At 59.5% G+C, this 26,502-nt stretch carries 31 protein-coding genes; 7 read left to right on the forward strand and 24 right to left on the reverse strand.

The features are described from left to right. Positions 1 to 96 precede the first annotated feature (96 nt). On the reverse strand, positions 97 to 1,110 hold the full coding sequence (locus IC235_RS07875; RefSeq protein WP_191004628.1) for an aldehyde dehydrogenase family protein: 1,014 nt from the start codon (positions 1,108 to 1,110) through the stop codon (positions 97 to 99). A 193-nt stretch (positions 1,111 to 1,303) separates the two neighbouring features. On the opposite strand from IC235_RS07875, the gene IC235_RS07880 reads away from it, so the two are divergent. Together IC235_RS07880 and IC235_RS07885 are read left to right on the forward strand one after the other, a co-directional pair. Beyond that, positions 1,304 to 1,654 (forward strand): 4Fe-4S dicluster domain-containing protein, encoded by a 351-nt coding sequence (locus tag IC235_RS07880; RefSeq protein ID WP_191004629.1) that lies wholly within the window; start codon positions 1,304 to 1,306, stop codon positions 1,652 to 1,654. Positions 1,655 to 1,904: 250 nt separating this feature from the next. Continuing rightward, positions 1,905 to 4,643, forward strand: a complete 2,739-nt coding sequence (locus tag IC235_RS07885; protein WP_191004630.1) for a valine--tRNA ligase — start codon at positions 1,905 to 1,907, stop codon at positions 4,641 to 4,643. Between the two features lie 165 nt (positions 4,644 to 4,808). On the opposite strand, the gene IC235_RS07890 is transcribed toward IC235_RS07885, so the two are convergent. The 18 genes from IC235_RS07890 to IC235_RS07975 all read right to left on the reverse strand — a co-directional run bounded on the left by IC235_RS07890 (position 4,809) and on the right by IC235_RS07975 (position 18,291). Beyond that, positions 4,809 to 5,006, reverse strand: a complete 198-nt coding sequence (locus IC235_RS07890; protein ID WP_191004631.1) for a hypothetical protein — start codon at positions 5,004 to 5,006, stop codon at positions 4,809 to 4,811. 119 nt (positions 5,007 to 5,125) lie between these two features. Continuing rightward, on the reverse strand, positions 5,126 to 6,526 hold the full coding sequence (locus tag IC235_RS07895) for a dihydrolipoamide acetyltransferase family protein (RefSeq protein ID WP_191004632.1): 1,401 nt from the start codon (positions 6,524 to 6,526) through the stop codon (positions 5,126 to 5,128). A 117-nt stretch (positions 6,527 to 6,643) separates the two neighbouring features. Next, positions 6,644 to 7,258 (reverse strand): Uma2 family endonuclease, encoded by a 615-nt coding sequence (locus tag IC235_RS07900; protein ID WP_191004633.1) that lies wholly within the window; start codon positions 7,256 to 7,258, stop codon positions 6,644 to 6,646. Between the two features lie 78 nt (positions 7,259 to 7,336). Then, positions 7,337 to 7,672, reverse strand: a complete 336-nt coding sequence (locus IC235_RS07905) for a hypothetical protein (RefSeq protein ID WP_191004634.1) — start codon at positions 7,670 to 7,672, stop codon at positions 7,337 to 7,339. A gap of 23 nt (positions 7,673 to 7,695) precedes the next feature. Then, positions 7,696 to 7,947, reverse strand: a complete 252-nt coding sequence (locus IC235_RS07910) for a hypothetical protein (protein WP_191004635.1) — start codon at positions 7,945 to 7,947, stop codon at positions 7,696 to 7,698. Between the two features lie 190 nt (positions 7,948 to 8,137). After that, positions 8,138 to 8,545, reverse strand: coding sequence for a hypothetical protein (locus tag IC235_RS07915; protein WP_191004636.1), 408 nt, complete (start codon positions 8,543 to 8,545; stop codon positions 8,138 to 8,140). Positions 8,546 to 8,586: 41 nt separating this feature from the next. Beyond that, positions 8,587 to 9,933, reverse strand: coding sequence for an acetyl-CoA carboxylase biotin carboxylase subunit (gene accC / locus IC235_RS07920; RefSeq protein ID WP_191004637.1), 1,347 nt, complete (start codon positions 9,931 to 9,933; stop codon positions 8,587 to 8,589). Positions 9,934 to 10,057: 124 nt separating this feature from the next. Beyond that, positions 10,058 to 10,531: an acetyl-CoA carboxylase biotin carboxyl carrier protein gene (gene accB, locus IC235_RS07925; protein WP_191004781.1), complete on the reverse strand. Its 474-nt coding sequence runs from the start codon at positions 10,529 to 10,531 to the stop codon at positions 10,058 to 10,060. 22 nt (positions 10,532 to 10,553) lie between these two features. Further along, the gene (efp, locus tag IC235_RS07930; RefSeq protein ID WP_191004638.1) at positions 10,554 to 11,117 is read right to left on the reverse strand and encodes an elongation factor P; all 564 of its coding nucleotides are present in this window, start codon (positions 11,115 to 11,117) and stop codon (positions 10,554 to 10,556) included. A 200-nt stretch (positions 11,118 to 11,317) separates the two neighbouring features. Next, the gene (locus IC235_RS07935) at positions 11,318 to 12,343 is read right to left on the reverse strand and encodes a beta-ketoacyl-ACP synthase III (protein ID WP_191004639.1); all 1,026 of its coding nucleotides are present in this window, start codon (positions 12,341 to 12,343) and stop codon (positions 11,318 to 11,320) included. A 151-nt stretch (positions 12,344 to 12,494) separates the two neighbouring features. Further along, positions 12,495 to 13,436: a phosphate acyltransferase PlsX gene (gene plsX / locus IC235_RS07940; RefSeq protein ID WP_191004640.1), complete on the reverse strand. Its 942-nt coding sequence runs from the start codon at positions 13,434 to 13,436 to the stop codon at positions 12,495 to 12,497. A gap of 114 nt (positions 13,437 to 13,550) precedes the next feature. Next, complete coding sequence (rpmF, locus tag IC235_RS07945; RefSeq protein WP_046242677.1) at positions 13,551 to 13,781, reverse strand: 50S ribosomal protein L32; 231 nt, start codon at positions 13,779 to 13,781, stop codon at positions 13,551 to 13,553. A 62-nt stretch (positions 13,782 to 13,843) separates the two neighbouring features. Further along, a complete protein-coding gene (locus IC235_RS07950; RefSeq protein ID WP_223847142.1) occupies positions 13,844 to 14,401 on the reverse strand; it encodes a YceD family protein in 558 nt (185 codons plus the stop codon). A gap of 53 nt (positions 14,402 to 14,454) precedes the next feature. Then, complete coding sequence (locus IC235_RS07955) at positions 14,455 to 14,823, reverse strand: helix-turn-helix domain-containing protein (RefSeq protein WP_191004641.1); 369 nt, start codon at positions 14,821 to 14,823, stop codon at positions 14,455 to 14,457. After that, positions 14,820 to 15,128 carry a type II toxin-antitoxin system HigB family toxin gene (locus IC235_RS07960; protein WP_191004642.1) on the reverse strand — a complete coding sequence of 103 codons (309 nt, stop codon included), beginning with the start codon at positions 15,126 to 15,128 and terminating at the stop codon, positions 14,820 to 14,822. Before IC235_RS07960 ends, IC235_RS07955 begins: the two co-directional genes overlap by 4 nt. Before the next feature lie 79 nt (positions 15,129 to 15,207). Continuing rightward, complete coding sequence (gene pdxA / locus IC235_RS07965) at positions 15,208 to 16,356, reverse strand: 4-hydroxythreonine-4-phosphate dehydrogenase PdxA (RefSeq protein ID WP_191004643.1); 1,149 nt, start codon at positions 16,354 to 16,356, stop codon at positions 15,208 to 15,210. Positions 16,357 to 16,371: 15 nt separating this feature from the next. After that, entirely contained in the window at positions 16,372 to 16,746 is a 375-nt protein-coding gene (locus IC235_RS07970; RefSeq protein WP_191004644.1) for a four helix bundle protein, read from the reverse strand. Positions 16,747 to 16,830: 84 nt separating this feature from the next. Beyond that, positions 16,831 to 18,291, reverse strand: a complete 1,461-nt coding sequence (locus IC235_RS07975) for a leucyl aminopeptidase family protein (protein WP_191004645.1) — start codon at positions 18,289 to 18,291, stop codon at positions 16,831 to 16,833. Positions 18,292 to 18,469: 178 nt separating this feature from the next. On the opposite strand from IC235_RS07975, the gene rsmA reads away from it, so the two are divergent. The 5 genes from rsmA (at position 18,470) to IC235_RS08000 (ending at position 22,737) form a co-directional block, all read left to right on the forward strand. Then, the gene (gene rsmA / locus IC235_RS07980) at positions 18,470 to 19,303 is read left to right on the forward strand and encodes a 16S rRNA (adenine(1518)-N(6)/adenine(1519)-N(6))-dimethyltransferase RsmA (protein WP_191004646.1); all 834 of its coding nucleotides are present in this window, start codon (positions 18,470 to 18,472) and stop codon (positions 19,301 to 19,303) included. A gap of 22 nt (positions 19,304 to 19,325) precedes the next feature. Then, the gene (locus tag IC235_RS07985; RefSeq protein ID WP_191004647.1) at positions 19,326 to 20,348 is read left to right on the forward strand and encodes an NAD(P)-dependent oxidoreductase; all 1,023 of its coding nucleotides are present in this window, start codon (positions 19,326 to 19,328) and stop codon (positions 20,346 to 20,348) included. Positions 20,349 to 20,453: 105 nt separating this feature from the next. After that, a complete protein-coding gene (gene greA / locus IC235_RS07990; RefSeq protein ID WP_191004648.1) occupies positions 20,454 to 20,927 on the forward strand; it encodes a transcription elongation factor GreA in 474 nt (157 codons plus the stop codon). A 187-nt stretch (positions 20,928 to 21,114) separates the two neighbouring features. Next, the gene (locus IC235_RS22580; RefSeq protein WP_191004649.1) at positions 21,115 to 21,936 is read left to right on the forward strand and encodes a nuclease A inhibitor family protein; all 822 of its coding nucleotides are present in this window, start codon (positions 21,115 to 21,117) and stop codon (positions 21,934 to 21,936) included. Positions 21,937 to 21,963: 27 nt separating this feature from the next. Then, positions 21,964 to 22,737 carry a hypothetical protein gene (locus IC235_RS08000; protein WP_191004650.1) on the forward strand — a complete coding sequence of 258 codons (774 nt, stop codon included), beginning with the start codon at positions 21,964 to 21,966 and terminating at the stop codon, positions 22,735 to 22,737. On the opposite strand, the gene IC235_RS08005 is transcribed toward IC235_RS08000, so the two are convergent. The 5 genes from IC235_RS08005 to IC235_RS08025 all read right to left on the reverse strand — a co-directional run bounded on the left by IC235_RS08005 (position 22,698) and on the right by IC235_RS08025 (position 26,462). Then, positions 22,698 to 23,093 carry a hypothetical protein gene (locus IC235_RS08005; protein ID WP_191004651.1) on the reverse strand — a complete coding sequence of 132 codons (396 nt, stop codon included), beginning with the start codon at positions 23,091 to 23,093 and terminating at the stop codon, positions 22,698 to 22,700. The genes IC235_RS08000 and IC235_RS08005 overlap by 40 nt on opposite strands. Further along, on the reverse strand, positions 23,077 to 23,841 hold the full coding sequence (locus IC235_RS08010; RefSeq protein WP_191004652.1) for a class I SAM-dependent methyltransferase: 765 nt from the start codon (positions 23,839 to 23,841) through the stop codon (positions 23,077 to 23,079). The genes IC235_RS08005 and IC235_RS08010 overlap by 17 nt, the downstream gene beginning before the upstream one ends. Beyond that, on the reverse strand, positions 23,829 to 24,569 hold the full coding sequence (locus IC235_RS08015) for a DUF2071 domain-containing protein (protein WP_191004653.1): 741 nt from the start codon (positions 24,567 to 24,569) through the stop codon (positions 23,829 to 23,831). The genes IC235_RS08010 and IC235_RS08015 overlap by 13 nt, the downstream gene beginning before the upstream one ends. A gap of 12 nt (positions 24,570 to 24,581) precedes the next feature. Next, positions 24,582 to 24,947: a DoxX-like family protein gene (locus IC235_RS08020; protein ID WP_191004654.1), complete on the reverse strand. Its 366-nt coding sequence runs from the start codon at positions 24,945 to 24,947 to the stop codon at positions 24,582 to 24,584. 72 nt (positions 24,948 to 25,019) lie between these two features. Next, positions 25,020 to 26,462 (reverse strand): DNA/RNA non-specific endonuclease, encoded by a 1,443-nt coding sequence (locus IC235_RS08025; protein ID WP_191004655.1) that lies wholly within the window; start codon positions 26,460 to 26,462, stop codon positions 25,020 to 25,022. Positions 26,463 to 26,502 lie beyond the last annotated feature (40 nt).

Raw genomic sequence — 26,502 nt, forward strand, 5'->3', positions numbered from 1 at the left:
TTAAATAAAGAGCCTGAAAAATAATAAAGAACTCAGTTGGTTACTGTTTCAGGCGTTAAGGTAATCACTTTAATCGGATTTTTCAATGAAAGCTGATTAGGGTAGCTGCGCTAAAAAGGCCATGGTGTCTACCCGGTCGGCGTATTCGTCGACGGCCGGCGACTGCGCCCGGCCAAAGGGCTGGCTGCCCGCAAAGCGACCCCCGGCCGAAACCACGCACTGCGTTTGCGCGGCAATGTCCGTGAGCTGGTCGACGAGCTCGATTTCGCTGGCGTACTCGGCATAAAACACCATCGAGATAGGGGATACCAGGGCAGTGCTGGGCCGAACAAGCAAGAAGCCATTGTCGAAGTGGGGCTCGCCGTTGACCAACAAGATGCTCTTGTTGTAATCGTAGTTGTTATTGTATTTGTGATGGTTGAGCACCCCCTCGCAGGTTTGCAGGGCGTCGAGCAAAGGCACGAAGTCGTAGCCCGTGGGCACGAACAGCTTGCTCACGTTACGGCAGCCCAAGCCGTAGTACTGGAAGATATCCGGGCCCAGCCGGGCCAGCTCGCCCGGGGTTTCCTGGCCCGTGAGCACGGCCACGCTGGTGCGATTGCGCCGGATGAGGTGCGGCTTCTTGCCGAAGTAGAATTCGAAGTAGCGGGCCGTGTTGTCCGAGCCCGTGGCAATGAAGGCGTCAGCCGCGTTCAACCGGGGCAGCACCTGAATGAAATCGGCGAAGCGCGGCTCCAGGCGGGTGAGCTCTTCGATCACCCAGGTCATCGACACGGTGTCGTCGGCACTGAGCTTGGCCAGCAGCTTATGCCCGCTCAGCAGCACGCACAGCAAGTCGTGGAAACCCACCAGGGGAATGTTGCCGGCCATGACCACGCCAACCTGGCGCACGGTGGTGGGTTCGGGAGGGTAACGGGCGGCCCAGTGGCGCAGCGGCTCTTCGGCCAGCAGGTGCGCGATGCCGGTTACGGCGGCCTGCACGTTGGGCTCGTCGAACCAGCCGTTCTGGCTGCGGGCCCGGGCCGCCAGGCGGGTAAGCTCGTCGGGGGAAATGGTAGTCAGGCGCTGCCCGAGGGCGACGAAAGCAGCTAAACGTTCGGAGTGATTCATGAGTAAGGAAGACGCCGGGCCCTCACAGACGGGCCACGGCGGACAAATACGGGGCGAAATCGAGTAAAACCATGTAAACCCGGCCGCTGTTGGTTAATTTTGTACCCCCAAAGAACGGCGCGGGACCGGCATTTTACGTAAAGCTGTCCCGTTACACTTTGGTTTCCCTTTAACCCCTGACCCCCGACGCCCCATGGCCATCATGATAACCGACGAGTGCATCAACTGCGGTGCCTGCGAGCCGGAATGCCCCAACAACGCCATCTACGAAGGCGGCGCCCAGTGGCGCTGGGCCGATGGCACCACCCTGAAAGAGGTAAAGGTCGCCGACGGCACCGTGGTAAGCGGCACCGCCCCCCAGGCCCCCGTGTCGGACGAGTACTACTATATCGTATCGGACAAGTGCACGGAGTGCGTGGGCTTCCACGAAGAGCCGCAGTGCGCCGCCGTCTGTCCCGTCGACTGCTGCGTGGACGACCCCGACTACCGCGAAACCCGCGAGCGACTGCTCGAGAAGAAGGAGTGGCTGCACATTGCCGCCTAGGCTTTCGACTTTCATCGAAAAAGGCCGCTTCTCCAGCAGAAGCGGCCTTTTTGCTTTCCAGCCGCTCCCTCTTCTAAGTAAAAAAGCCCGGAGCACTTTTCCCGGATCGTAGCTCGGCGAGCAACATTTGCCTTACGCCTGCTGACAATAGCGGGCGGCTACTTCGTGATCCTAAAGCGCGACGGATCATTTTCTCGGCCCCGGCTTCTAATGCCTATTTTTGCCCTTTCCGCTTCTTGTTACCTTTTCTATGTCTCTCGCCACCACCTATTCGCCCACCGACGTTGAAGCCAAATGGTACCAGCGTTGGCAGGAACAAGGCTTTTTCAAAGCCTCCGCCAATCCCAAAAAGACGCCTTACACGGTCGTTATTCCGCCCCCGAACGTGACGGGCGTGCTCCATATGGGGCACATGCTGAACAATACCATTCAGGACGTGCTGGTGCGCCGCGCCCGCATGCAGGGCAAGGAAGCCTGCTGGGTGCCTGGCACCGACCACGCCAGCATCGCTACCGAGGCCAAAGTGGTGGCCCTGCTCAAGGAGCAGGGCATTGAAAAGCGCGACCTTACCCGCGAGCAGTTTCTCACCCACGCCTTCGAGTGGAAGGAGAAGTACGGCGGCATCATCCTCGACCAGCTCAAGCAGCTCGGCGCATCCTGCGACTGGGACCGGACGCGCTTCACCATGGAGCCTGACCTCACCGAAGCCGTATTGCGGGTATTCGTCGACTTGTACAAGAAGGGCCTGATTTACCGCGGCGTACGCATGGTAAACTGGGACCCGGAAAGCCGCACCGCCATCTCGGATGAGGAGGTAATTGCCAAGGATGTGCAGGCCAAAATGTACTATCTGCGGTATGAGATTGTAGCGCCGGGAGCTGAGAACTCAGAATTTAGAACTCAGAACTTAGAGCCCAGAGCCGAGAACTCAGAGCTTGGAGCTGTAGACGAATTAAATCAAGGGTCTAAGCTCTCAGCTCTAGGTTCTAAGTTCTTAACAGTGGCAACCTCGCGGCCCGAAACGATTATGGCCGACGTGGCCGTGGCCGTGAACCCGAACGACCCGCGCTACGCTCACCTGGCGGGGGCCACCGTGCGCATCCCGTTGCTGGGGCGAGAAATTCCGGTGATTTTCGACGAGTACGTATCCACCGATTTTGGGACGGGTGCCCTGAAGGTGACGCCCGCCCACGACCTGAACGACTACGAGCTGGGCGTCAAGCACAACCTGCCCGTTATCGACATCCTGGCCGACGACGGCACGCTCAACGAAAAAGCCGTGCTCTACGTGGGCCAGGACCGGTTTGCCGCGCGCAAGCAGATTGCCAAAGACTTGCAGGAGGCCGGCTTGCTCGAGAAGGTTGAGGAGTACGCCAGCATCGTCCAGACCTCGGAGCGCACCAAAGCCGTGATCGAGCCCAAGCTGAGCCTACAGTGGTTCCTGAAAATGGAGCACCTCGCCCGGCCCGCCCTCGAAGTGGTCGAAAACGACACGGTTCGCTTGCACCCGCCCAAGTTCAAGAACATGTACCGGGCCTGGATGGAAAACGTGCGCGACTGGTGTATTTCGCGCCAGCTCTGGTGGGGCCAGCAAATACCGGCCTACTACCTGCCCGACGGTAGCTTCGTGGTAGCCCTCACCGCCGAGGCAGCCCTGGCGGAGGCCCGCGTCCAAAGCGCTAACCCCAACCTGCAGCTCAGCGACCTGCGCCAGGACGAGGACGTGCTCGATACGTGGTTTTCGTCGTGGCTGTGGCCGATTTCGGTATTCGATGGCTTCAAGGACCCCGACAACGCGGACATCAACTATTTCTACCCCACCAACGACCTGGTGACGGGCCCGGACATTCTGTTTTTTTGGGTGGCCCGCATGATCATGGCTGGTTTGGAGTACCGCCGCGAAGTGCCGTTCAAAGAGGTTTACCTCACCGGCATCGTGCGCGATTCGCTGGGCCGCAAGATGAGTAAGCAGCTGGGTAACTCGCCTGACCCCCTGGATCTCATCGCCCAGTACGGCGCCGATGGCGTGCGGACGGGCATGCTGTTTTCGGCCCCCGCCGGCAACGATTTGCTCTTTGACGTCAAACTGGTGGAGCAGGGCCGCAACTTCTCCAACAAACTCTGGAATGCCTTCCGCCTGGTGAAAGGCTGGGAGGTGGACGCCGCCTTGCCTTTTGCGAATGAAAAGCCCGTGGCCTGGTTCAACGCCCGGCTGCAAGCGGCCATCGCGGAGCTCGACGACCATTTCGAGAAGTTTCGGATGAGCGACGCCTTGATGACGGTATATAAGCTGGTGTGGGACGACTTCTGCGCCTTGTACCTGGAAATGGTGAAGCCCGCCTACCAGCACCCCATCGACGCCGAAACCCTGCGCCACACCACCGCCTACCTCGAAACCCTGCTCAAGCTGCTGCACCCGTTCATGCCCTTCATCACCGAAGAGCTGTGGCACGAGCTGGCCGAGCGCGCCGAGCGCGACTACGTGTGCGTAGCGCCCTGGCCCCAAGCCACTGCTCCCCCCGACGCCACCCGCCTGCTGGCCGATATGGACCGCGTGCTGGCCGTGGTGGCCGGCATCCGGACCGTGCGCAACCAGAAAAATATCGGCCCTAACAAGCCGCTGGCTTTGGTCGCCAAAACCGAGGATCCCGCGCTGCTGGCCCGCTACGAGGGCATTATCCGCAAGCTGGGCGGCATTTCGGAATTGACCTTTGCCGAGGCCGGCACCGCCGCATCCGTCAGCTTCGTATTGGGCGGCAGCGAGTTTTTTATTCCACTCGAAGGCCACATCGACCTGGCCGCCGAGCGCGTCCGCCTGGAAAAAGAGCTGGAATACGCTCAGGGCTTCCGCGAATCGGTGCAGAAAAAACTTGGAAACGAGAAGTTTGCGCAAAATGCCAAGCCCGACGTGCTGGAGCGCGAGCGGCAAAAGCTAGCCGATGCCGAAGCCCGCATTGCCGCGCTGGAGCAGGCTATTAAAGCATTGTAGCCGGGTACTCTAAAAAGCCAAAGAGCCGCTTTCTATATCAGGGAGCGGCTCTTTGGCTTTTAGATCTTGTTGGTCCATATCTCTGCCGTCTGGCTCCCCTCTCCCGCGGCTTCGCGCATGAAACGAACCGGGGCTGGGGGTGAGGCCCCCGGCGCCAAGCCGGGGTTACTGCGGTACGCCGCCCGGCTGCTTCTTCTGCAGCGGAGCTAGCTGGTTCTGGAGCTGGAAAGTGACTTTCTCACAGTCCGTGAAGCGTTTTTCAGCGAATTCCAGGGCCTTTTGGGTGGCAGTAAGCTGCTGGTATAAGTAGCCGATGAGGCCCAGGGCCAACACCAGCGCTCCGAGGAAGATCAGGTTTTTCATGGGTTAACTAAGGCAGTTTGGAGCGCAAGGTTTCGCGAAGTGAACAAGGAAGTCTCGCGAAGTTGATGTTCGAACATCAACTTCGCGAGACTTCCTTGTTCACTTCGCGGACCTTTGCGCTAAACGGTGGTGTTCGGGTCGAATTGCTCCAGGTAGTCGGCCACTTTGCGAACGAACATGCCGCCGAGCGAGCCGTCGACTACGCGGTGGTCGTAGCTGTGGGAGAGGAACATGAAGTGGCGCACGCCAATGAGGTCACCCTGCGGGGTTTCGATCACGGCCGGCTTCTTCTTGATGGCGCCCACGGCCATAATGGCCACCTGCGGCTGCATGATGATGGGTGTTCCCATCACGTTGCCAAACGAGCCCACGTTGCTGAGCGTGTAAGTGCCACCTTCTAGGTCCTCGGGCTTGAGCTTGTTCTGCCGGGCCCGGTTGGCTAAGTCATTGACGCGCTTGCTCAAGCCATTCAGGTTAAGCTGGTCGGCGTTGTGGATAACCGGCACAATGAGGTTGCCACTGGGTAAGGCCACGGCCACGCCAATGTTGATGTCGCGCTTCTTGATGATGTAGTCGCCGTCAATCGAGACGTTAATCAGCGGGAAGTCCTGGATGGCCCGGGCCACGGCCTGAATGAAGATGGTGGTGAAGGTCAGGTTTTCGCCTTCGCGCTTTTTGTAAGCGTCTTTGTGCTTGTTGCGCCAGTTCACCAGCTCGGTCACGTCGGCTTCTACGAAGCTGGTGACGTGCGGCGAAATGCGCTTCGAGTCCACCATGCGTTGCGCAATCATCTTGCGCATGCGGTCCATCTCAATCAGCTCCTGGCCGCCGCTCACGCTGGGCGCCGGCTTGGATACCGCAACTGGTTGCGGACTGCTGACGGCTGGTTTTTCGGGCTGCGCGGCTTGCGGCTGCGGAGCGGGGGCGGCCGGGGTAGAAACGGGCGCCGCCGCGGTTGGTACCAGCGGCGGCTTGCCATTGGCCACGTAGTCGAGGATGTCTTTTTTGGTGACGCGGCCTTCCTTGCCCGTGCCGGGCAGGTATTCCAGGTCCGTCATGCTCACGCCTTCTTCCCGGGCAATGCTCAGCACCAGGGGCGAGAGGAAACGGCCGGGTTGGTGCACGGCACCTGCGGCCGGGGCGGCTTGCTGGGCGTCCTGCGGAGAGCCGGCTTCGGGCAGATAGGGTACCTCGGCCACGCCCGCATCCGGTACTGCCCGGCCATTGCCGGCGGGAGTAGCGGCCGGGGAAGCCGATGCCCCGGCTGGCGCGGCGGCCGTATCGGTTTCCACCACGGCAATGGGGGCGCCCACGGCCACGACCTGGCCTTCCTGCACCAGAATTTCCCGCAACACGCCCGCGTGGATGGCTGGCACTTCGGTATCGACTTTGTCGGTGGCTACTTCCAGCACCGATTCGTCCTGCTCAATCGTGTCGCCGACTTGCTTGAGCCATTTCAGGACGGTGCCTTCCATGATGCTTTCGCCCATTTTGGGCATCGTCATTTCCACTCGTGCCATATTTAATAGGAGGGTATTGGGGGAATTAGGGTGGGATGGGAATTTGCAGGAGCAAAGGTAGCCAGAAAGGCGAACGCCCCCGGCGCACGGAGCAGCGGGAGCGTTCGACGGTTGGCTTTATGCGTCGGCAAGCCGGAGTGGCGGCAGGTCGACGTCTTCGTAAATGGCGGTCAAGGGGAGCCGCAACGGGAATGGAATGAGCAGTAAAACGTCGTCTGGCTGGCGTAGGGTCGTCAGCTCCCAGGTGCCGTGGCCCGTTCGGACAAAGCTTTCTACTAACACGCGGTTCTGCGAAACCAGCACGTATTGTTGTAATTCAAGCAGGCGCTGGTACTGCTGAAATTTCCAGCCTCGGTCCCGGCCTTCGGTGCTGCCCGACAGTACTTCAATAATCAGCACGGGGTGGCGGACGGTGCGGGTTTCGGCCCGGTCGGCGGGGTGGCAGGTCACCAGCACATCGGGGTAAGTAAAAAAGTCCTCGATGGTGAGGCGTACATTCTCATCGAATACCCGGCAACCGCTGCCGCGCAGACCTTGGCGCAAGGCCATCACGCAGTTCTGCTTGAGCGTGTTATGGGTGAACGTAGCCCCGGCCATTGCCTCGGGCCCGAAGCCATCGAGCGGAAAAATCTCGCCCTGGTAGTACTCGTGTCGGATGTCGGACTGCTCCTCCAGGGCGAAGTATTCTTCGACCGTGTAGCGGCGCTGGTAAATGGAGTCGTCCGGGTGCATAGAGCCAGAGTTTAAGGCGGGGCAAAGGTAGCCAGAATCCGAACGCCTCTTCCGTGTGGGGTGGGGCAGCTTCAGAGGTTATTCCACCGTGATTTCGGGAATGCCTTCCTCGCTCAAGTCTCCGCCGGTGGTCGGGGCGTTGGTGCGGTAGTTGGTGAAGCAGATGGTCCGGTTCTTCGCAAACCGACTCTGCGGGTCGTTGATGATAACTACGTGGGGGAAGGTGCCGAACTCCTTGCCCTGGTATAGCAGCGTCTTTTTGACGCCCAGGCCCGGCTTGTTCACCACATCGACGTAGATGAACCGGCCCACGCCTTTCGGCCCCGGCTTGGCGTAGAGCACCGTGGTTTCGATGTTGCCGGTGCACTCTTCGGCGCAGGAAGCGAGGGCGGTCAGCCCGGCAAACGCCAACATAGATTGGGAAAGGCGGATATACTTCATGAGCGAGAGGGTAAGTCCCGGTCTGCGCGCTGCTCATGTTGCCAGGCGAGAGGGTCGAGAATGCTTGTACCACTGCCTCCGGCAGCGATTACGCTTAGGTGATGTTGCCTGTTTTCCGCCGACAAAACAGTTGATGGTTTCTTGGAAACCGTTCCATCTTCGGAAATTTCGAACCCTGCTGCTTCAGCTATTTTAAGAAACAGAAGATAGTTAGCCTCATCAGGAAAAACAAGTTTATGTACTGCCATAGATGAAAGGTAAAGCAACAGCTATTACCAAGCAAGTAGCCTAAGTGGGGCGACCTATCAGTAGGTGTATAGAGCAAAAACCAAAGCCCCAACAGGTCGGCATTCGTTGGTACGAGCGTCGCCCTGCTGGAGCTTTGACCACGGAAGGAGCAATGAATTACTACCGATAGGAGACGCCCCGCCGGGGTAACTAGTCAGCTATGAATTTATCTAAATCAGAGCTAAGGTTTTTCTTGCTAGCCTGTTGGATGGAATTGTAAAGCGTTTTAAGAGCCTCATATAAATCTGCATTTTCAGTACCTTTTATTTGGTCTTGATCTGTAGCAGAAAATGATGATTCTGTTCCTGAGCTTCTTAGAATAATAATGTACCTCTGTGAGATGTGGGTTGAGTCTGACTTTTTGAGCACAAGACTCTCAATCGTTCCAGACGCATCAAAAAACTTCAAATCAAATGTAATATCCTTATTATCACGAATTTTGCATTTAAAAGTATTTTGCTGGACTTCTTTAATAAGCTTGGTGCTTATACTCCGGGAGTCACTCTCTAACCTCTCAGAGATTTTCTTGGCAAAGGAAATAATTTGAGCTTTATCCATGATAAAAAATAGGAATAAAGAATATTTTTGGTTAAGAGCAGTTAAATCTGCGAGAAGTCAAACGACTGCTCCAAAAACGCCGTCGTGAAATTCCCCTCGCGAAACTGCTCATTGTCCATCAGCGCCAGGTGAAAAGGGATGGTGGTTTTCACGCCTTCGACCACGAATTCGCTCAGGGCGCGCTTCATTTTCACGATGCACTCCTCGCGGGTTTGGGCCACGGTGATGAGCTTGGCAATCATGGAGTCGTAGTTGGGCGGAATCTGGTAGCCGGCGTACACGTGCGTATCCACGCGCACGCCGTGGCCGCCGGGAATGTGCAGCGTGGTGATCCGGCCGGGCGCGGGGCGGAAGCCGTTGCGCGGGTCCTCGGCGTTGATGCGGCACTCCATGGCGTGCATCTTGGGGAAGTAGTTCTTGCCGGAAATCGGAATGCCCGCCGCTACCTTGATCTGCTCCTTGATGAGGTCGTAGTTGATGATTTCCTCGGTCACCGGATGCTCGACCTGGATGCGGGTGTTCATTTCCATGAAGTAGAAATCGCGGTTGGCATCCACCAGAAACTCAATCGTGCCCACGCCTTCGTAGCCGATGGCTGCGGCGCCGGCAATGGCGGCCTGGCCCATTTTCTCGCGCAGGGCATCGGTCATGAACGGAGAGGGGGCTTCTTCCACCAGCTTCTGGTGGCGGCGCTGAATGGAGCAGTCGCGCTCCGAAAGGTGCGCCACGTGGCCGAACTGGTCGCCCACAATCTGCACCTCGATGTGGCGCGGCTCCACTACGAACTTCTCCAGGTACATGCCGTCGTTGCCGAAGGCCGCCTTCGATTCGGTGCGGGCATCGTCCCAGGCTTTCTGAAACTCTTCGTCGGAGTGGATGATGCGCATGCCGCGTCCGCCCCCGCCCGCCGTGGCCTTCAGGATAACCGGGTACTTAATCTTATTGGCGATTTTTTTGCCCTCTTCCACCGAATCGAGCAGGCCGACTGAGCCAGGAATACAAGGCACGCCGGCCTTGATCATGGTCGCTTTGGCGGTGGCCTTATCGCCCATCTGGTTAATCATCTCGGGCGAGGCCCCGATGAACTTAATGCCGTTTTCGGCGCAGATGCGCGAGAACTCCGCGTTTTCCGAAAGAAAGCCGTAGCCCGGGTGAATAGCGTCGGCGTTGGTGATTTCGCAGGCCGCAATCAGGTTGGGCATGCTCAGGTACGATTGCGACGAAGCGGGCGGGCCAATGCAGACGGCCTCGTCGGCAAACTTCACGTGCAGGCTTTCCTTGTCGGCAGTAGAGTACACGGCCACCGTTTTGATGCCCATTTCCTTGCAGGTGCGGATGATGCGCAGCGCAATTTCGCCCCGGTTGGCGATGAGTATTTTCTTGAACATTGGGTGGGGAAAGAGAAGAGATTAGAGCCAAGAACTTAGAGCCAAGAGCTTAGACTTGCGGACGGCTACTGTTCCATTGCAGGGTCTAAGCTCTAGGTTCTTGGCTCTAATCTCTACAATTGAGTTATTCAATCAAAAACAAGGGCTGGTCGTACTCCACCGGGGTGGCGTTGTCAACCAGGGCCTTCACGATGCGCCCGCTTTCCTCGGCTTCAATTTCGTTGAACAGCTTCATGGCTTCGATTATGCAGATAACCTGGCCTTTCTCGACCATGTCGCCTACTTGCACGAAAGCCGGGGCGTCGGGGCCGCTGCTGCGGTAGAAAGTGCCGATCATCGGAGACTTCAGGGCGCGGTAGCTGCCGCCCGCGGCTTCGGCGGGCGGCGCTGGAGCAGGGGCGGGGGGGGCTGCCGGGGCGGGCGCCGCCACTGGTACAGGGGCGGCCGCGGGGGCCGCGGGCGGCGCCACGCTGACCACGTGCTTGGTGTTGGGGTCGCGCTGCACCGAGATCTTGAATTCTTCGGTTTCAATGTTGACCTTATTCAACCCCGACTTTGCAATAAAATCGAGCAGTTCCTGCAGTTCCTTGGCTTTCATGGCGTCCTTTTTGTGCGAATCCTTACTTGACTCTTTCGACATAAGCGTAGTTGCGGGTGTCTACCCGAATTTTGGTGTCCTGGTCGATGAACAGCGGCACCTGGATGCGCGCCCCGGTTTCGACGGTGGCCGGCTTTAGGGTGTTGGTGGCCGTGTCGCCCTTCAGGCCGGGCTCGGTGTAGGTCACCATCAGCTCGACCGTGGAAGGCAGTTCGGCGGTGAGGGGCTGCTCGGTTTCGGCGTGCATCAGGATGGTTACCTCCTGGCCTTCCTTCATCAGGTCGGCAAAGGGCACCATGGCCTCGGGTAGCACAATCTGCTCGAAGGTGCTGGTGTCCATGAACGTGAAACCGTAGTCGTCTTTGTAAATAAACTGGTGGGGGCGCTGCTCCACGCGGGCCGTTTCCACCTTCACGCCGGCGTTGAAGGTGTTGTCGATGGTGCGGCCGGTTTTGATGTTACGCATCTTGGTGCGCACGAATGCGGGCCCTTTGCCCGGCTTCACGTGCTGGAATTCGGTGATGACGTGCAGTTCGCCATTATAGTTGAGGACGAGACCGTTGCGGAAGTCGGCGGTTGATGCCATGGGAATTCAATTAAAAATTAAAAATGAAGAAGTAAAAATTGACGGCTCAATTTCCAACGCTTCTTTTTTTAACGGGTTTTGATTGGGGGTATATTGGGGAAAAGGGGCTTTCCGCTGATTTTTAATTGCGCCTAGCGCAGAGCTACTAGGTCGACCGGTAGCGGTAGGGGAAGAGGAGCTTCCTGCTAATTTTTAATTCTTCATTTTTCATTTTTAATTGCCCCTGCCGCTGCCGTGCCGTCGTACGCCCATTTCAGGTAGATGGAGCCCCAGGTAAAGCCGCCGCCGAAGGCCGCCAGCACCAGGTTGTCGCCCCGGCGTAGCTGGCTTTCGTAGTCGGCCAAACACAGCGGAATGGTGCCGTTGGTGGTATTGCCGTAGCGGTGGATGTTAAGCATCACCTTTTCGGGGCCCACGCCCATGCGGTTGGCGGTAGCGTCGATGATGCGCTTGTTGGCTTGGTGCGGCACCAGCCAAGCCACGTCGTCGTTGCTGAGGTGGTTGCGCTCCATTACCTGCGCCGCGACGTCGGCCATGCTTTTCACGGCGAACTTGAACACCGTGGCGCCTTCCTGGTAAATGTAGTGCTCCTTGTTGGCCACCGTTTCCTGCGAGGGGGGGCGGCGACTACCCCCGGCTTTCTGGTGCAGGTAGGCTTCGCCGCTGCCATCGGTGCGCAGCACTTGGTCGAGCAGGCCGTAGCCGTCGAGGCTGGGTTCGAGGAGTACGGCCGCCGCCCCATCACCAAATAGAATGCAGTTAGCGCGGTCGGTGTAATCGATGATAGAGGACATCTTATCGGCACCCACCACAATCACCTTTTTGCAGGTGCCCGCCTGAATGAACTGGGCCCCGGTGGCCAGCGAAAACAGAAAGCCGGAGCAGGCTGCGTTCACGTCGTAGCTGAAGGCCCGGGCGAGGCCCACCCCCTTGGAGATGATGTTGGCCGTGGCCGGGAACAGCAAATCGGGGGTCGTAGTGGCGCAAATCAGCAGGTCGATGTCCTCGGGATTAGTGCCGGTTTTATCCAGGAGCTGCTGCACGGCCTTGATGCCCATCACCGAGGAACCTTGGTCGACTCCCTTTAAAATGCGGCGCTCTTTGATGCCGGTTCGCGACATAATCCACTCATCGGTGGTGTCCACCAGCTTCTCCAGCTCGGTGTTGGTCAGCACATATTCGGGCACGTAAGCACCCACGCCAGTGATAGCAGCAGTAATCTTCATACGAGCAAAAGTAGGCGGGGCAAGCGAGAAGTGGGCATCAAAGCGGAAAAAAGCGCCGCCGTTACGCGCTTAGTAAGCCAGGGGCGGAACGGCAACGATTTAAAAAAAATCCGGCCAGAGCCGGAGATTTTTCCACCGCGGTCAGCCGGAGTTAAGACTTAAAAGTAGCCTTTATTTGGTCGACAATGCCCGACTCGGCCATGTTGTAGCCCTGCACGAGCATGTTGCCAATGGCCCGGGGCGTGCTCCGGCCGTGGCCGATAATGGCGTTGTCGTTGATGCCCAGGATAGGAGAGCCGCCTACTGTCTCGTAATTGAACTTATCGAAAAACGAGTCGTGAATATGTCGCTCGTCCATCATTTCGTAGATGGATTCCGCCATTTTCAGCAGAATATTGCCCGTGAAGCCATCGCAGACCACCACGTCGGCCTTGTCATTGAACAGGTCGCGGCCTTCGATATTGCCCACGAAATGAAGGTGTGGGTTCACTTTCAGCAGCTGGTGCGCGGCCTGGGTCAGGGGAGTGCCCTTGCCTTCTTCTTCGCCGATGTTGGCCAGGCCTACTTTGGGCCGCTCAATGCCCAGCACGTACTGGGCATACAGCGAACCGAGCTCGCCGAACTGCTCGAGCATCTCCGGCTTGCATTCGGCGTTGGCGCCCACGTCGAGCAGGATGCCGAAGCTGTTCTGGAGCTTAGGGACGAAGTTGGCGATGGCCGGGCGGATTACCCCGGGCACGGCTTTCACGGTAAACATGGCCCCAACGAGCATGGCGCCGGTGTTGCCCGCCGAGCAGAAGGCCTCAACTTCGCTCGCCAGGAGTAGCTTGTAGCCTACGGCGATGCTGGAGTCCGGCTTCTGCTGGAAGGCTTTGGCCGGGTGCTCGCCCATCTCAATAATCTGCGAGGCCGGGACGAATTCAAGGGCGTCGCCCGCGGGACCGGCGGCTTGGAGCAGGGGCCGCACGGCGTCTTCCTGACCAATGAGGACGATGGTGGCCCGCCCGGCTAGTTGTTCGGCTGCTAGTAGAGCACCCGCCACGGCGGCTTGGGGGGCGAAATCGCCGCCCATTGCGTCGAGGGCTATTTTCATGTACGAGGTGTTTGGGAACGTCAGGGAAAGGGTAGGAACCAGAAGTCCGGCCTCGCTGGCTTAAAAAGGAGCGAAGCCGGACCGAATGGTGCCGCGAAGTAACAACCCGACGCGCTATTCGTCGTCGCCGGTCGTGTCGGCGGCGGGCGCAGCGCTCACCTTCGTGTAGTTTTTGATGGCCAGCTGGCCGTTGTGATAGAGGTCACCATCCACTACGTACGCTTTATGGCGCAGGTGCAGCTCGCCCGTGTTGGGGCACAAGGTAACGGCCTTCGGGGTGAGTTTATAGTGCGTACGACGCTTGTCGCGAACGGCGGAAGAGGTGCGGCGCTTAGGATGAGCCATGGGGAGGGGGAGTTATAAGTTTAAACGTTAGGAGTTAGAAAGCGACTCGGGGCGCTGACGGATTAATTCAGGTTGCGCATGGCGGCCCAGCGGGGGTCGGCCGGCTCATCGTCATCGGGGGCATCATCGGCCGGCCGGGTGCTGAAGATGTGCTTGGTGGGAGCGTCCGGGTTGTCGTCGGGCTCGTTCTGGAAGCGCGGGTGCAGCTTCTTCATGGGCAGGGCCAGGCCGATGTAGTCATACAGGTGCTGGGCCAAGGGCAGGACCTGCGTGTCGGGCGTGATTTGCAGCACGTTGTCGTCCAGCTCCTTGTTTTCGTCGCCAATGCGTACCAGCAGCTGTTCGCGAACGTCCAGCGGCTGGTCGAACTCGTCCAGCGTGCGGTCACAATTCAGGGAGACGGTGCCCGTAATGTGGAAATTCAAGGTGAGCAGCCGCTCGGTTTTAAGGAGCTCTACGTCGGCGTGCAGCTGGCCTTGCTCTACCAGCGGTTGGTCGAACAGGGCGAAAAAGTCGGGACCTAACTTGTACTCAAAATGGTGCGTTTTCAGCGCCAGCTTGGCTAAGTTGAGGTCGTATTGGCTGTCTTTTTTCACGGTCGGCTGAATAGCAGGGGGCAAAAGTAGTGAAATTCCGGCTTTTTGCCAAAAGACTGGACCATATTCCGGTCAGATCAGGCCGTTTTGAGAATAAATTCCGGGCTGATGTGCAGGCGTTCGTAAAGCTTTTTGGCTAGGTCCATGGTTACGCGTCGCTTGCCACTCAAGATTTGGGAGAGGCGGCCGGGCGGTACTTCGAGCAGGGCAGCCAGCTCTTTTTGCTTCAAGTGCTGCTGCTGACGTTTCAGCTCTATCATGGCCGGCAGGGTGGTAGGCTTGGGGGGCAGCGGAAACAACTCCATTCGAAGCTCGTAGTCTTCAATGGCTTCAGCCAAGGCACGGGCAAGGGGCTGGATTTCAGGATGCGCGTCGATGCCCTGAGCTTCTAAGGCATCGTATTGGCGAAAAGCATCGCGTAACTCTTCCGCAGTATTAATAATCATGGCTTTAGAAATTCGACAGTGGCTGCATCAACGGCATCGTATTGGCGGTGAGTGCCAACAAACTTGAGATAAACAGTTCGGGTAGTGAAAGACACCGAGGCTATTAGGCGGTATCGGTTGCCCTTGATATTAAAAACAAAACGCTCATTGCCAACATAGTCAGCTGTGCGGAACGACTGCCGCACGGTTGCTCCATTAGCCCATTCAACTGTCCGCACATGATGGTACCACTCTTCCAAAGCCGCTTCAGAAGCGGGATGTGCAAGCACAAAAGCGCGCAACACCGCACGGCTGATAATTACCATGGATGCACTAAAAGGAGAAACGCGACCCGTAAAGGCCGCGTTTCAAAATTAGAAAGAAAATTTCGATAATGCGAAGATGCTAACGCACGGAGCGGGGCTGAGCGTTTTGCCACCGCTGCCGCCATACCTCACACGCCAGGTACACGGCCGCCCGGAACGATGATTCCTCGGCTTTAAACTGCCCGGCTAACCCGTACGCCGTACCGTGGTCGGGGGAGGTACGGACCACCGGCAGGCCCGCCGTGAAGTTTACTCCTCGTTCAAAGGCCATCAGCTTAAAGGGAATCAGGCCTTGGTCGTGGTAGAGGGCCAGGGTGGCATCGAACTGCCGAAACTGCTGGGTGCCGAAGTAGCCATCGGCCGGGAAGGGCCCGAAAACCAGGTGGCCGTCCTGCGCGAACTGCTGGATGACGGGGGCTACGAGGTCGTTTTCTTCGTGGCCCAACAGGCCGTTTTCGCCGGCGTGGGGGTTAAGGCCCAACACGGCAACGCGGGGCTTGAGAATGCCGAAATCCTGCTTTAGAGAATTGAGCAGCAGGCTGATTTTGGTGCTCAGCAGCTCGGGCGTGAGGCGGGCGGGCACATCCTTGAGCGGCACGTGGCCGGTAACGGTGGCGATACGCAGCCCATTGTCGTCCACCAGAAACATAAGGCTTTCGGGCGCCTTGAAGAAAGCGGTCAGGAACTCGGTGTGGCCGGGGTAGCGGAAGTCGTCGGACTGGGTGTTGTCCTTGCTGATGGGAGCCGTGACGAGGGCATCGAGCTTGCCGGCCTTGAGGTCGCGGCTGGCGGCCAGCAGGCTTTCGCGCGCGGCCTGGCCAGTGGCGGCCGAGGGCTGACCGGGGGCCAGGGCGAAGTCTTCTTCCCAGCACGTCACCGCATTGAGACGACCAGGGGCGATATCGGCCGCGTCGCGCAGCTGCCGGAAAGTGAGGTGCTCAGCGTCGGTAGGGGTGGGGAAGTCAGCGAAAAGGGCCGTGGCCGTGCCATAAACAACGGGCGTGCAGAGCTTCAGCAGGCGCTCATCGAGCAAGGTTTTGTAAATGACTTCGGGGCCGATGCCGGCCAGGTCGCCCACGGAAAAGCCTATTCTTGGTGCTTGGTGCTTGGTGCCTGGTGCCTGGTGCTTGGGTTTTGGTGCTTGGGTTTTGGGGTTTGGGGTTTGGTTGGGTGCTGGTGCTTGGTTGGTGGTTGGTGTCTGATTGGTGGTGTCAGGTGTTGGGGTCATTGGATTGCTGGAAGTTTAGGCCACTTGTTGGCGATAGTGATTGATGAAGCCGTGGAGCAGCTTCTTACAGCTTGTTATAAAGGCAAATAACGTTTCCGTAACCTCTGAATTTAGGTACTGAAGGTCGAGGGCTACGTAGAGTTGGGTCTCCAGCTCGTATAGAGACCCTCGGGCGATGAACAAAAAGTTGATGGTATCTCGGGGCGTTTGTCGGCCACAGCCCTCGGCAATATTGGAAGGAACCGAAACGGCTGCTCTACGCAATTGATTGGTCAAGCCAAACAATTCCTCCTTCGGAAAAAGACGGCTAACAGCATACACTTCAGAGGTGAGCTTTCGAGCAAGCTGCCACACTTCTAAATCTGTATAAGATTTATTATCTCTTTCCATCAAATCAAAGCAGCTAAGTCCCAAAATACCAATAACCAAATCCTAAGCACCAACAACTAAGCACCAAGCACCAAGCACCAACAACTAAGCACTAAGCACCAGCTTAAAGAACTCGTACAGCAGCCGAACGCCGGTGCCGGTGCCGCCTTTGCCGCGGTAGCTTTCGGCGGCGGTGAGGAAGGCGGGGCCGGCGATGTCGAGGTGCAGCCAGGAGTAGCCTTCGGCGAAGCGCTCCAGGAACTTAGCCGCTGAAATTTGGCCCGCTTCGCCCTTGCCCAGGTTGCTGAGGTCCGCAATGTCGGACTTGATGTGGTCGGCGTACTCGTCCCAGAGCGGGAACTCCACCAGGCGTTCGTGCACGCGGTAGCCAGCGGCCGAGAGCTGCTCCTTGGTCGTGGCCGCAGCGGTTCCCATTACGGCGGAGGCTTCGGTGCCCAGGGCCCGCACCGCCGCGCCGGTGAGGGTGGCCAGGTCAATGACCAGCTCAGGGTCGTATTTCCGGGCGAAGCTCAGGGCGTCGGCCAGGAGCAGGCGGCCTTCGGCGTCGGTATTTTTTATTTCGACCGTGAGGCCGCTGTGCATGGTAATGACGTCGCCCGGGGCGTAAGCGAGGCCGCCCGGGCGGTTGTCGGTGGCGGGTACCAGGCCGATGACGTGCAGTGGAACCTGGTTCTTGGCCAGGGCGAAGAGCGTGCCGGCCACGGCCGCGGCGCCGGCCATGTCGCACTTCATCATGTCCATGCTGTTCGGGGTGGGCTTGAGGCTGAGGCCGCCGGTGTCGAACACCACTCCTTTGCCCACCAGCACGAAGGGCTTGGCATTTTGGGCCCCGGCAGGCTTCCATTCCAGAATGCTGAAGGTGGGGGGCTCGGGCGAACCCAGATTCACGGCCAGCAGGCCGCCCATGCGCAGGGCTTCGATTTTGGCCAGATCGAGGATGTCGGTGGCGTAGCCGGCCTGGTCGCCCGCGGCGGCAATGTGCTCGGCCAGCTGAACGGCATTCAGCTTATTAACCGGCGCGTTGACCAGGTTGCGGGCCAGAAACACGCCTTGCAGCAGGCCGTCGAGCTCGGCGACGGCGGCCGGAGCGGCGGCCTCGCCCACCACGGAGACGGTAGTTAGAGTGGCGGCGGTCCGTGATTTCGCGTCGGTTTTGTAGCCTTCGAACTGGTAGGCGCTCAGGGCCAGCCCTTCGGCCAGCAGCAGGTCGGCGTCGGGCGTTTGGCTCAGATTATGAATGAAAACCTCGGTTACTTTTTCCCTTTTCAGGTGGCCGTGCAGGGTGTGGCCGCTGCGGCGTAGCGCTTCGGCTACTTGTTCGGGGGTGGGCTTGTCGGCGAGCACCACAAAGAAGTGGTGGTGGCTGAAATGGTTGAGGTGAACCAGCGGCTGGTCGTCGGCCAGGGCTGTGGCTACGTACTGCTGGGCTGGGGCCGAAAGGTCGCCGGCCGCGCCGGCGGGCAGGGTAGTGGTGCCGGGCGAGAGGATGAATACCTGCGTCGAATGGGCCGGGGCGGTGGCCACGTGGGCAAGAGCTAGAGACATGGGTGGGGATGAAGGCCGTAGATTTGAGTTCGCAAGGTAGTAGCAAGGCGATGAGGTAGTGAGGTGGAGAAGGGAGGAGGTCGGCCGGGAATCGGCAGCCAACCCCGGAGAACCGGGTCTTTCAGCGCTTCCGCTCCTTCGCCAGCTACCATTGCCCAGCGCGTCTTTTCCCGCAAAAATGAATACCGTTCGCCCCAAAAAACATTTAGGCCAGCATTTCCTGGCCGACCCCAACATCGCCCGCCGCATCGTGGCCGCTCTACAGTTGCCCGGTGGAGTAGGGCAGGTGCTCGAAATTGGGCCCGGCATGGGCGTGCTCACCCGGCACTTGCTCGAAAATGCAGCTTACCAAACCAGCGTGGTGGAGATTGATGCCGAGTCGGTGGCCTACCTGAAGCTGCATTACCCCGCCCTGGAGTCCCGCATTTTTGCCACCGACTTCCTGCGGCAGGATCTGAGCACGCTGTTCCCGAACCAGCCGTTGGCCATCATTGGTAACTTCCCTTATAACATCAGCAGCCAGATTTTTTTTCAGGTGCTGGCCAACCGGCAGCAGGTGCGCGAAGTAGTGGGCATGATTCAGAAAGAAGTAGCCCAGCGCCTGGCCGAGCCGCCGGGCTCTAAAACGTACGGTATCCTGAGCGTGCTGCTGCAGGCTTACTACCGGATAGAATACCTGTTTACGGTGCCGCCGCACGTGTTTGTGCCCCCACCCAAAGTAGAGTCGGCGGTGGTGCGCCTTATGCGCAACGAAACGATCAAGCTGGATTGCGACGAGAAGCTGTTTTTTCGGGTCGTGAAGCAGGCCTTCCAGACCCGGCGCAAAACGCTGCGCAACGCCCTGAAGCCGTTTGGCCTGCCCCCCGAGGCAACCACCGATGCCCTCTTCGAGAAGCGGGCCGAGCAGTTGGGCGTAGCCGATTTCGTGGGCCTGACCCAGCGCGTGGAGCAGCACCACGCCGGGCTGAGCGCCGCCCTGCCCGACCTGACCCTGAACGACTTGGCTGAGTAAGCAGCTATTGAATCAACGCTTTATGAGCCTGCCCGAACGCCCTCTCCCCAATACCTGCCCGCCACCCGCTTCAGCAGTTCCGGGCGCGTGCCTGGTAGTTGATGAAATGCACCCTTCGCTGGAGCCGCTGCTACGAGCCGTTGGCGTGACGATTACCTACTGCCCCCGCCTGACGGCCGCGGAGGTGCCTGCGGCGCTGGCCGCCTACCCTTACGAGGGCTTGGTGGTGCGCAGCAAGCTGCGCGTCACGGCCGAACTATTGGCCCACGGGCCCCACTTACGCTACGTAGCCCGCGCCGGCGCTGGTACCGACAACATCGACGAAGCCGCCCTGGCCGCGGCTGGGGTGGCCCTGCTCAACGCCCCCGAAGGCAACCGCGATGCAGTGGGCGAATACGCGGTTGGGCTGCTGCTGGCCTTATTTCGCAATATTGCCCGGGCCAACCATGAGGTACGCCAGCACCAGTGGCACCGCGAAGCCAACCGGGGCGAAGAGCTAGGGGGCAAAACCGTCGGCCTGCTCGGATACGGACACATGGGTCGGGCCTTCGCCCGCCGGCTCAGCGCCTTTGGCTGCACCGTGCTGGCCCACGATAGCGACCCTGGTATTGGAGCCGATGACTACGCCCGGCTAGTGGACTTGAGCGAGCTGCAGGCCCGCGCCGAAGTATTGAGCTTACACATTCCGTACTCGGCGGCCAACCATCATTTTGTGAATGAGCAGTTGCTGGCCGGGTTTGCCACCCCGATTTGGGTGATGAACACGGCGCGCGGCGAAGTGCTGGACCAAGCCGCATTGGTGGGTGCGCTGCAAGCCGGCACCGTGCGTGGCGCGGCGCTGGACGTGCTGGAAAACGAACGGTTGACTACGCTTACCCCGGAGCAGCGGGCCACGTTCGATTTTCTCGCAGGGGCCCCCAATGTGGTGCTTTCGCCGCACATCGGCGGCTGGACGCACCAGAGCTACGCCCGCATCAACGAAGTGCTGGCGCGGAAGATTGCGGCTTTCCGACTGGGGGGCGCGGGCCGGATTGCGGGGAGCTAGTCGGTTTTTGCGTATCTTTGCAGCGAACCTAAAAAAGGGAGAACGGTTGGCGCTGCCAGCCGTTCTCCTTGCTTTTTAGCCAAACCTTCCAGTCATTCACATCTTATGGCCACTATCAATTATTACACCCCCGAGGGCCTGCAAAAACTGAAGGAGGAACTCCAGGACCTCAAAATACGGGGCCGCGCCAAGGCCGCGGAAGACCTGCGCGAGGCCCGCGATAAAGGCGACCTGAGCGAAAACGCCGAATACGACGCCGCCAAGGACGCTCAGGGCCTGCTGGAACTCAAAATAGCCAAGCTGGAAGAAGTGGTGGGCAATGCCCGCCTCATCGACGAAACCAACATGGACTTCACCAAAGTGCTCATCATGAGTAAGGTGAAGCTGAAAAACCTGAAAAACAACATGGTACTCGACTACACCCTAGTGGCCGAGGAAGAAGCTAACCTGGCCGCCGGTAAAATCTCGGTGAAGTCGCCCATCGGCAAAGGTCTGCTGGGCAAGTCGGCCGGCGATACGGCCGAAATCGTGGTGCCGGCCGGCAAGCTGCAGTTCGAAATTCTGGAGATCAGCCGGTAGGTTGAATTGTTGGTGCCTGGTGCTTAGTGCCTGGTGCTTGGGTCCAGGTAGCCGGACGACAAAAAGGCGGTGCTGATGAGCACCGCCTTTTTGTTGCGCCCGTAGATAGTTACTTGCGTTGCAAACCAAGCACCAGGCACCAATAACCAATAACCAATAACCAAGCACCAAGCACCAAGCACCAAACATGCCTTCTATATTCTCCCGTATCGTTTCCGGCGAGCTGCCGGCTTATAAAGTAGCCGAAGACGGCCGCCACCTGGCTTTCCTTGATATTACGCCCTTGGTGGAAGGCCACACGCTGGTGATTCCGAAGAAGGAGGTCGACTATATCTTCGACCTGCCCGCCGATGAGCTGGCGGCCCTGCACGTGTTCGCCCAACGCGTGGCTAAAGGCGTGCAGGCTGCCGTGCCGTGCCAGCGCATCGGAGTAGCCGTTATTGGCCTGGAAGTGCCGCACGCGCATATCCATCTCATCCCGATGAAGAAGGTTGCCGACATGAACTTCGCCAACCCTAAAATAAAAGTGCCCGAGGAACGGATGCAGGAGCTGGCCACGGCCATCGCGGCGAAGGTGGACGGCGGTAGCGGGCTAAGCGATAAGAAGCCCGATGCCCAAGCTGCCGTGCCCCCGGAACTCGAAAAGCTGGTGGCGGGACTGCAGTTCATCAGCGAATCGGATGCGCCACTGGTCGCCGTGGTCTACGACGTGCCTAGTGGTGAGCTGAGCAACGCCGCGCTGCTAAAGGCACTCGACGAACCCGCCGATGCCCCCGTCGAAACCGTGCCGCTGACCCAGTTCCTGCGCAACCACACGGCCGACGATGGCGTGCTGGGCGATGTGGCGCTGGCTAACCGGTACAAGGCCCTGCAGATGTACCTGAAGCAGGAACTGGATGGCACGCAGGTGTACCGGGTGGGCACCGAGCCGCAAATCCACGCCTACGCGCTGGGCCGCACGGCCGAGGGCACCCTGGCGGGCTTCAAAACGGTACTGACGGAAACCTAAGCGCGTTTTCCAGCCGATTCGATCGCCATGCCGTTTGAAGTGCTACCGGTGCTGGATGCTATGCTGGAGCTTTATGAAAAGCCCCGCGACCAAGCTCGTTTTCAGGCATACTTACAGTTGCTGGGTGGCGGCACCAAGGCCGATTTGGCGGTGCCGGTGCTGCATTTCAATCCCATGGCGAAGGAGCCATTCGTAGCTAAACTGCGAGATCTAGTGCAACTGAAAGCCGAAGGGATTGCAGCCCAAACCTTGCGGCAGCTCAACCTGGCCCGCTCCGTTGGGTCCGATGAACCGCTTTACCGGGTTGCCCTGAACTTGGCCGATGATCTGCAGGGCGGTTGGACCAACCGCTACACTACCGACTATGCCAACAAATTCAACATTGGCCCTCTATTGAAAAGGGGCTTTTGCACGCCATTGTTTTGGGCTGGTGAGGACTACACCCCGGCTTTGGTGCAACAGCGGGTGCTGGCCCAGGCCTGGCGCACCCGCTACCGCGCCCAGCATCCTCAGCCGCGCACGGTAGCGGAGCATTTGGCGCAGGAGCGGTTTGTGACGGAGCAGATCTCTGAACGCATTGATTTAGAACAGCCTGTGGACGACGAGTTATGGATGCGCTACCAAGTAGTGCAGCACGCCACCGACACGCCCACTTTACTTACCTTCTTCTACGGCGATGCCGCGGCCCAGCAGTTGGGCTACCAGACCTGGGGCAATTGGCCCGCCGAAGCGGGGTTTCGATTAGCTCAAATTCCTGATTATCAAGCCAGGCCAACCAGTAGAAAAACCAGGCTTAAATAAGACCACAGCCCGGATAAGACCACGTGAACGAAAGTCTCGAACCCCTTGCCTCGCCAGAGTTGGGCAGAGTAGCCAAAGAACTGAATGAGGAGCCGGACCAGCCAGAAGACGCTGCAGCCCAGCGCCAGCCTACGACCGAGCGGAGTACCGACCAGCTCGGCCGCCGAGCTCAGGCACAAGAGCCCCATGAGTAAGACCGTAAAGGCAATGAAAAACGTATGAACGTACATCATCTGGCGGTTAATTAAGCTAACGGCCGCGAACTCGTGGCGCCAGTTGAAGTAGCGCGCGAAGCCGGCGTGCAACAGCGCCAAGATGATTAAGAGCCAGCCAATAAGCTTAAGCTGCGCTTCCATGGGGGCTCAGAATGAATGCGGTGATGAAAGGGGTAATGGGAATTTGCTGCGCAACCCGCAGCCCCGCCTGCTGGAAGGTAGCCAGCCAGGCGCGCCGCGAGTGAAAGTGGAAGAAACCAACGTTGTAGGCCAGGAAATTAGCCGTATCGCGCAAGTGCTCGGTTACGATGACCAGGCCAGTGGGCTTGGTGATGCGCCGAATCTCCCGAAAAAAAGTCACTCTTTCGACAGGGTCCCGAATTTCGTGGGCGGCCAGAAACGCAAAGGCGAGGTCAACGGAATTGTCGGGCAGCGGCAGCGCCGCGCGGGTGTCTACCGACTGGGTGCCCGGAAAGGGGGGATACGCCCGGCGGGCCCGCGCAATAGAGGCTTCCGTATGTCGGGCCGGGTTGTAGAAATCAAGGGCCACCAGCTGGCGGGGCGCGTACTTGCGTTGCAGTGCGGCGCTGATTTCATCGAAGCCGGCATTTATAGTGAGCACCGCGGGATGAGCAGGAGCAGTGGTCGGCAGCCAGGTCAGGCGGTATAAGTCGGAGAAATCGTACACGTAGGCCGAGACGGCTAAGGAGGTTACGACCGGAATCAGTACCAGCCCCAATAAGGCCGAGGCGTAGCCCCGGGCGGCGGGCGGCCCGGCCACGCCCAGCAAGCCCAACCCCAGTGCCGCTACCAGGGCCAGGAGGTAGAAATGCCAGTTAAACCGAACCACATTCCATAGTCCTTGGAAGGGTTTTCTTAGCGGGTCCATCGGTCAGTGCGGCCTTTTTTCCAGTAGTAGGGCACATCTCGCAGCGCAAAGGCATTGGCCAATACTAACTGGCTTAGATTCAGTCGCTCAAAGAAACCAACGTGATAGCTTTTGACGGCCACCGGCTCCGGCTCCCAGTGTTGGCGCACGCCTTCAACAATCAGCATGCGGTCGGAGCCCGGGTCCGCTGAGAAAGTAAAGGGTAATGGCCCGGCAAACCGGCGGGCTTCCTGCCAGCTGGCAAAAGGGGAGCGGTCGGGCAGCAAAACCTCCGGGCTGGGTGGGGCCAGGCTGACCTGAAAATCAGCCCGTTGAGACCGGATCGCAAACTGCCCGGCGGCGTGTTGTTGCGCGATGTCGACGGTATGGTAGCGGTAGTGGGTAAACAGATTACCCAGCGCCGTCATGCGCTTTTTGTCGGTCTCCGACCGCAGGATGTACAGCCCGCGCAGGCGTTTGCCACCCGACGAGGGGTAGCGAACAAAAGTCCGGTACCCTATCAGAAAGAAATCCTGCCCCAGCCAGCCCGGGAAGCCTTTGGGCCGCAGTTGGCGCGTTTGAACCAGCGCCACGGCCAGGAAGGCCCAGTCCTCGGCAAAGGTGTCGGCCACCAGCGGGGCGGGCAGCAACGCCTGGACCTCCGCCCGCGGCGCGGCGAAGGTGAGAACCAGCGAATGTTCAAAGAATGCCTCGACCGCAAACGGGTGAGTCTTCAACCAGGACCGCATCGACGGCGGAGGTTAGGGTGGTGCCCCACGCGGGCGGCCAAAGGTATGCCAGTAGATGAGCAGGCAGAACAGGACGGCAAACCCCGCATTGGCCCGGCCCCATAAGAGCAGGTCGGGGGCCAGCCAGGCTTCCAGCGCGTTCATGCTGAGGATGAGAACGATTTGAGTGAGCGCGCCCCAGCGGCGGTACCGGCCGCTGACCACCCAAAGCGCCATACCGATTTCGGCCAGCCCAATCAGGCGCGTGAGCAGCCCCGCGTGCGTCGGCCCCAGAATGCGGGCCACGATGGCCGCGTGGCGCGGCACCAGCATGAGCAACTTGCAAAACAGGCCGTTGACCAGCCAGACCAAGGCAATAAAATAGCGCAAAGCATCCATAGTAACGCGGACTCTGCGAGTCCGCGCGTGGGTTGTTCGGGGCCGTTTACTCGCGGACTCGCAGAGTCCGCGTTACCGCGCCCGCCCTTTATCGACCAGCTTTTGCAGGCGGGCCTGTGTTTCGTGGGGTAAGGCGCTCAGTAAATCCAGGCCGGTGGCTTCTTCGATTTTATCGACCGACGTCAGGTATTGCTGCCAGTCAGACTTAATACCGTTGTCGTTAGGCGTGTCGATGGCCAGCACGCGGACGCCCGGGTCGGTGGCGAGCCGCTGGAGGTCATTCTGGCCCTCGGGCAGGATGACCATCACTTTCCAGATGCGGGCGGGCACGGTAACGCGGCCCTGGTCGAGGGTTTGGGCGAAGCCGTTGGCGCCAGTCCCGCCCCGGCCATAGCTGCCCATGATGACGTAGATTTCCTGGCCATGCTGCACTTGAGTGCGGCCGTATTCTTCGAGCTGGGCCCAGGTTTGCTGGTTATTGCGCGGGGCCTGGGGCACCATATTGGTCATCAGGAAAGTGGCCGAGTTGGCGTCGAGGCTGGCGGTGCGGTCGCCGCTGGGGCAGTTGTGGCCTTTGTCGAAGCCGGAGCGGGCGTAGCTGGCGGGGGTGACCTGGTAGAACTGCCGCGGCAGGGCGGCATCGGGGCGGAAATCGTCCTGGCGGGGAGCCTGGCCAATATCGGCCCGGCCCAGGTGCCAGCTCACCCAGGTGGGAATGCCGCGCGCGCCATTGTAGCCGATGGTAAATTCGGGGTGGACGAGCAGGTAGTTGTTGGCGTTAGCCGGATCGGAGGTGGCCCCACTTGGATTGCCTAAGGCGAGGTTGCCGTCGTTGGGGTCGACCGAAGTAGGCCGGCGCGGCGGATTAGGCGATTGGATGGACGCTTGCGGCTTGTTGCCATTGTCGAGGAAGCCGCCCGTAACGCCACCTGCCGCCCCGGCGGGACCCGTGGCCGTTTCGAGGGTGATGTCGTCGATGTCCAGCCGGTTTTTGGGGCCGCTGGTTTTGCGGATTTCCAGGCGAATGGGGCCGCTAGCATTGTTGGAGAACACGTGGGGCACTAGCTTCGGGCCGCTGGTGATAACGGGCGCCCCGGTGCGGGCGTAGGTGCGGCCCCCGTCGCGGCTCAGCCACAGCTCCCAGGTGCTGGGCCCGTCGGTGCCGTAGGCCGCGGCGCTGATGGTAATGCGCCGCACCCCGGTCGTCGCGTCGAAGTTCATGCGGATGCGGCCCTGGTTGCGGAGGCGGGCGGCGCGCTCGCCGGTTTTGTGGTCCTGGGGGCTGCTGCCAATGAGGGCGTCCTGAAAATGCCAGCCCCCCGTAGTCAGGGGCTCATCGGCTTCTTCGTAAGCGCCCTTGCTACCGGCTTCGAAAGTTTCGGGGAATGGGGTGGAGGTTGAAGTGGCGCGGGTTGAAGTGGTCAGCCGGGTACCGGCAGACGTACCCGATTCGGTGGGCTGCTGCGAGCAGGCGAGCAGGGCGAAGGCGATGGTGAGGTAAGCAGAAGAGTGCATGGGTGCGAAAATACACCCCGCCTCGGCACTGACGGGCGTT

The organism is Hymenobacter montanus (assembly GCF_014699115.1).
Lineage (GTDB): Bacteria > Bacteroidota > Bacteroidia > Cytophagales > Hymenobacteraceae > Hymenobacter > Hymenobacter montanus.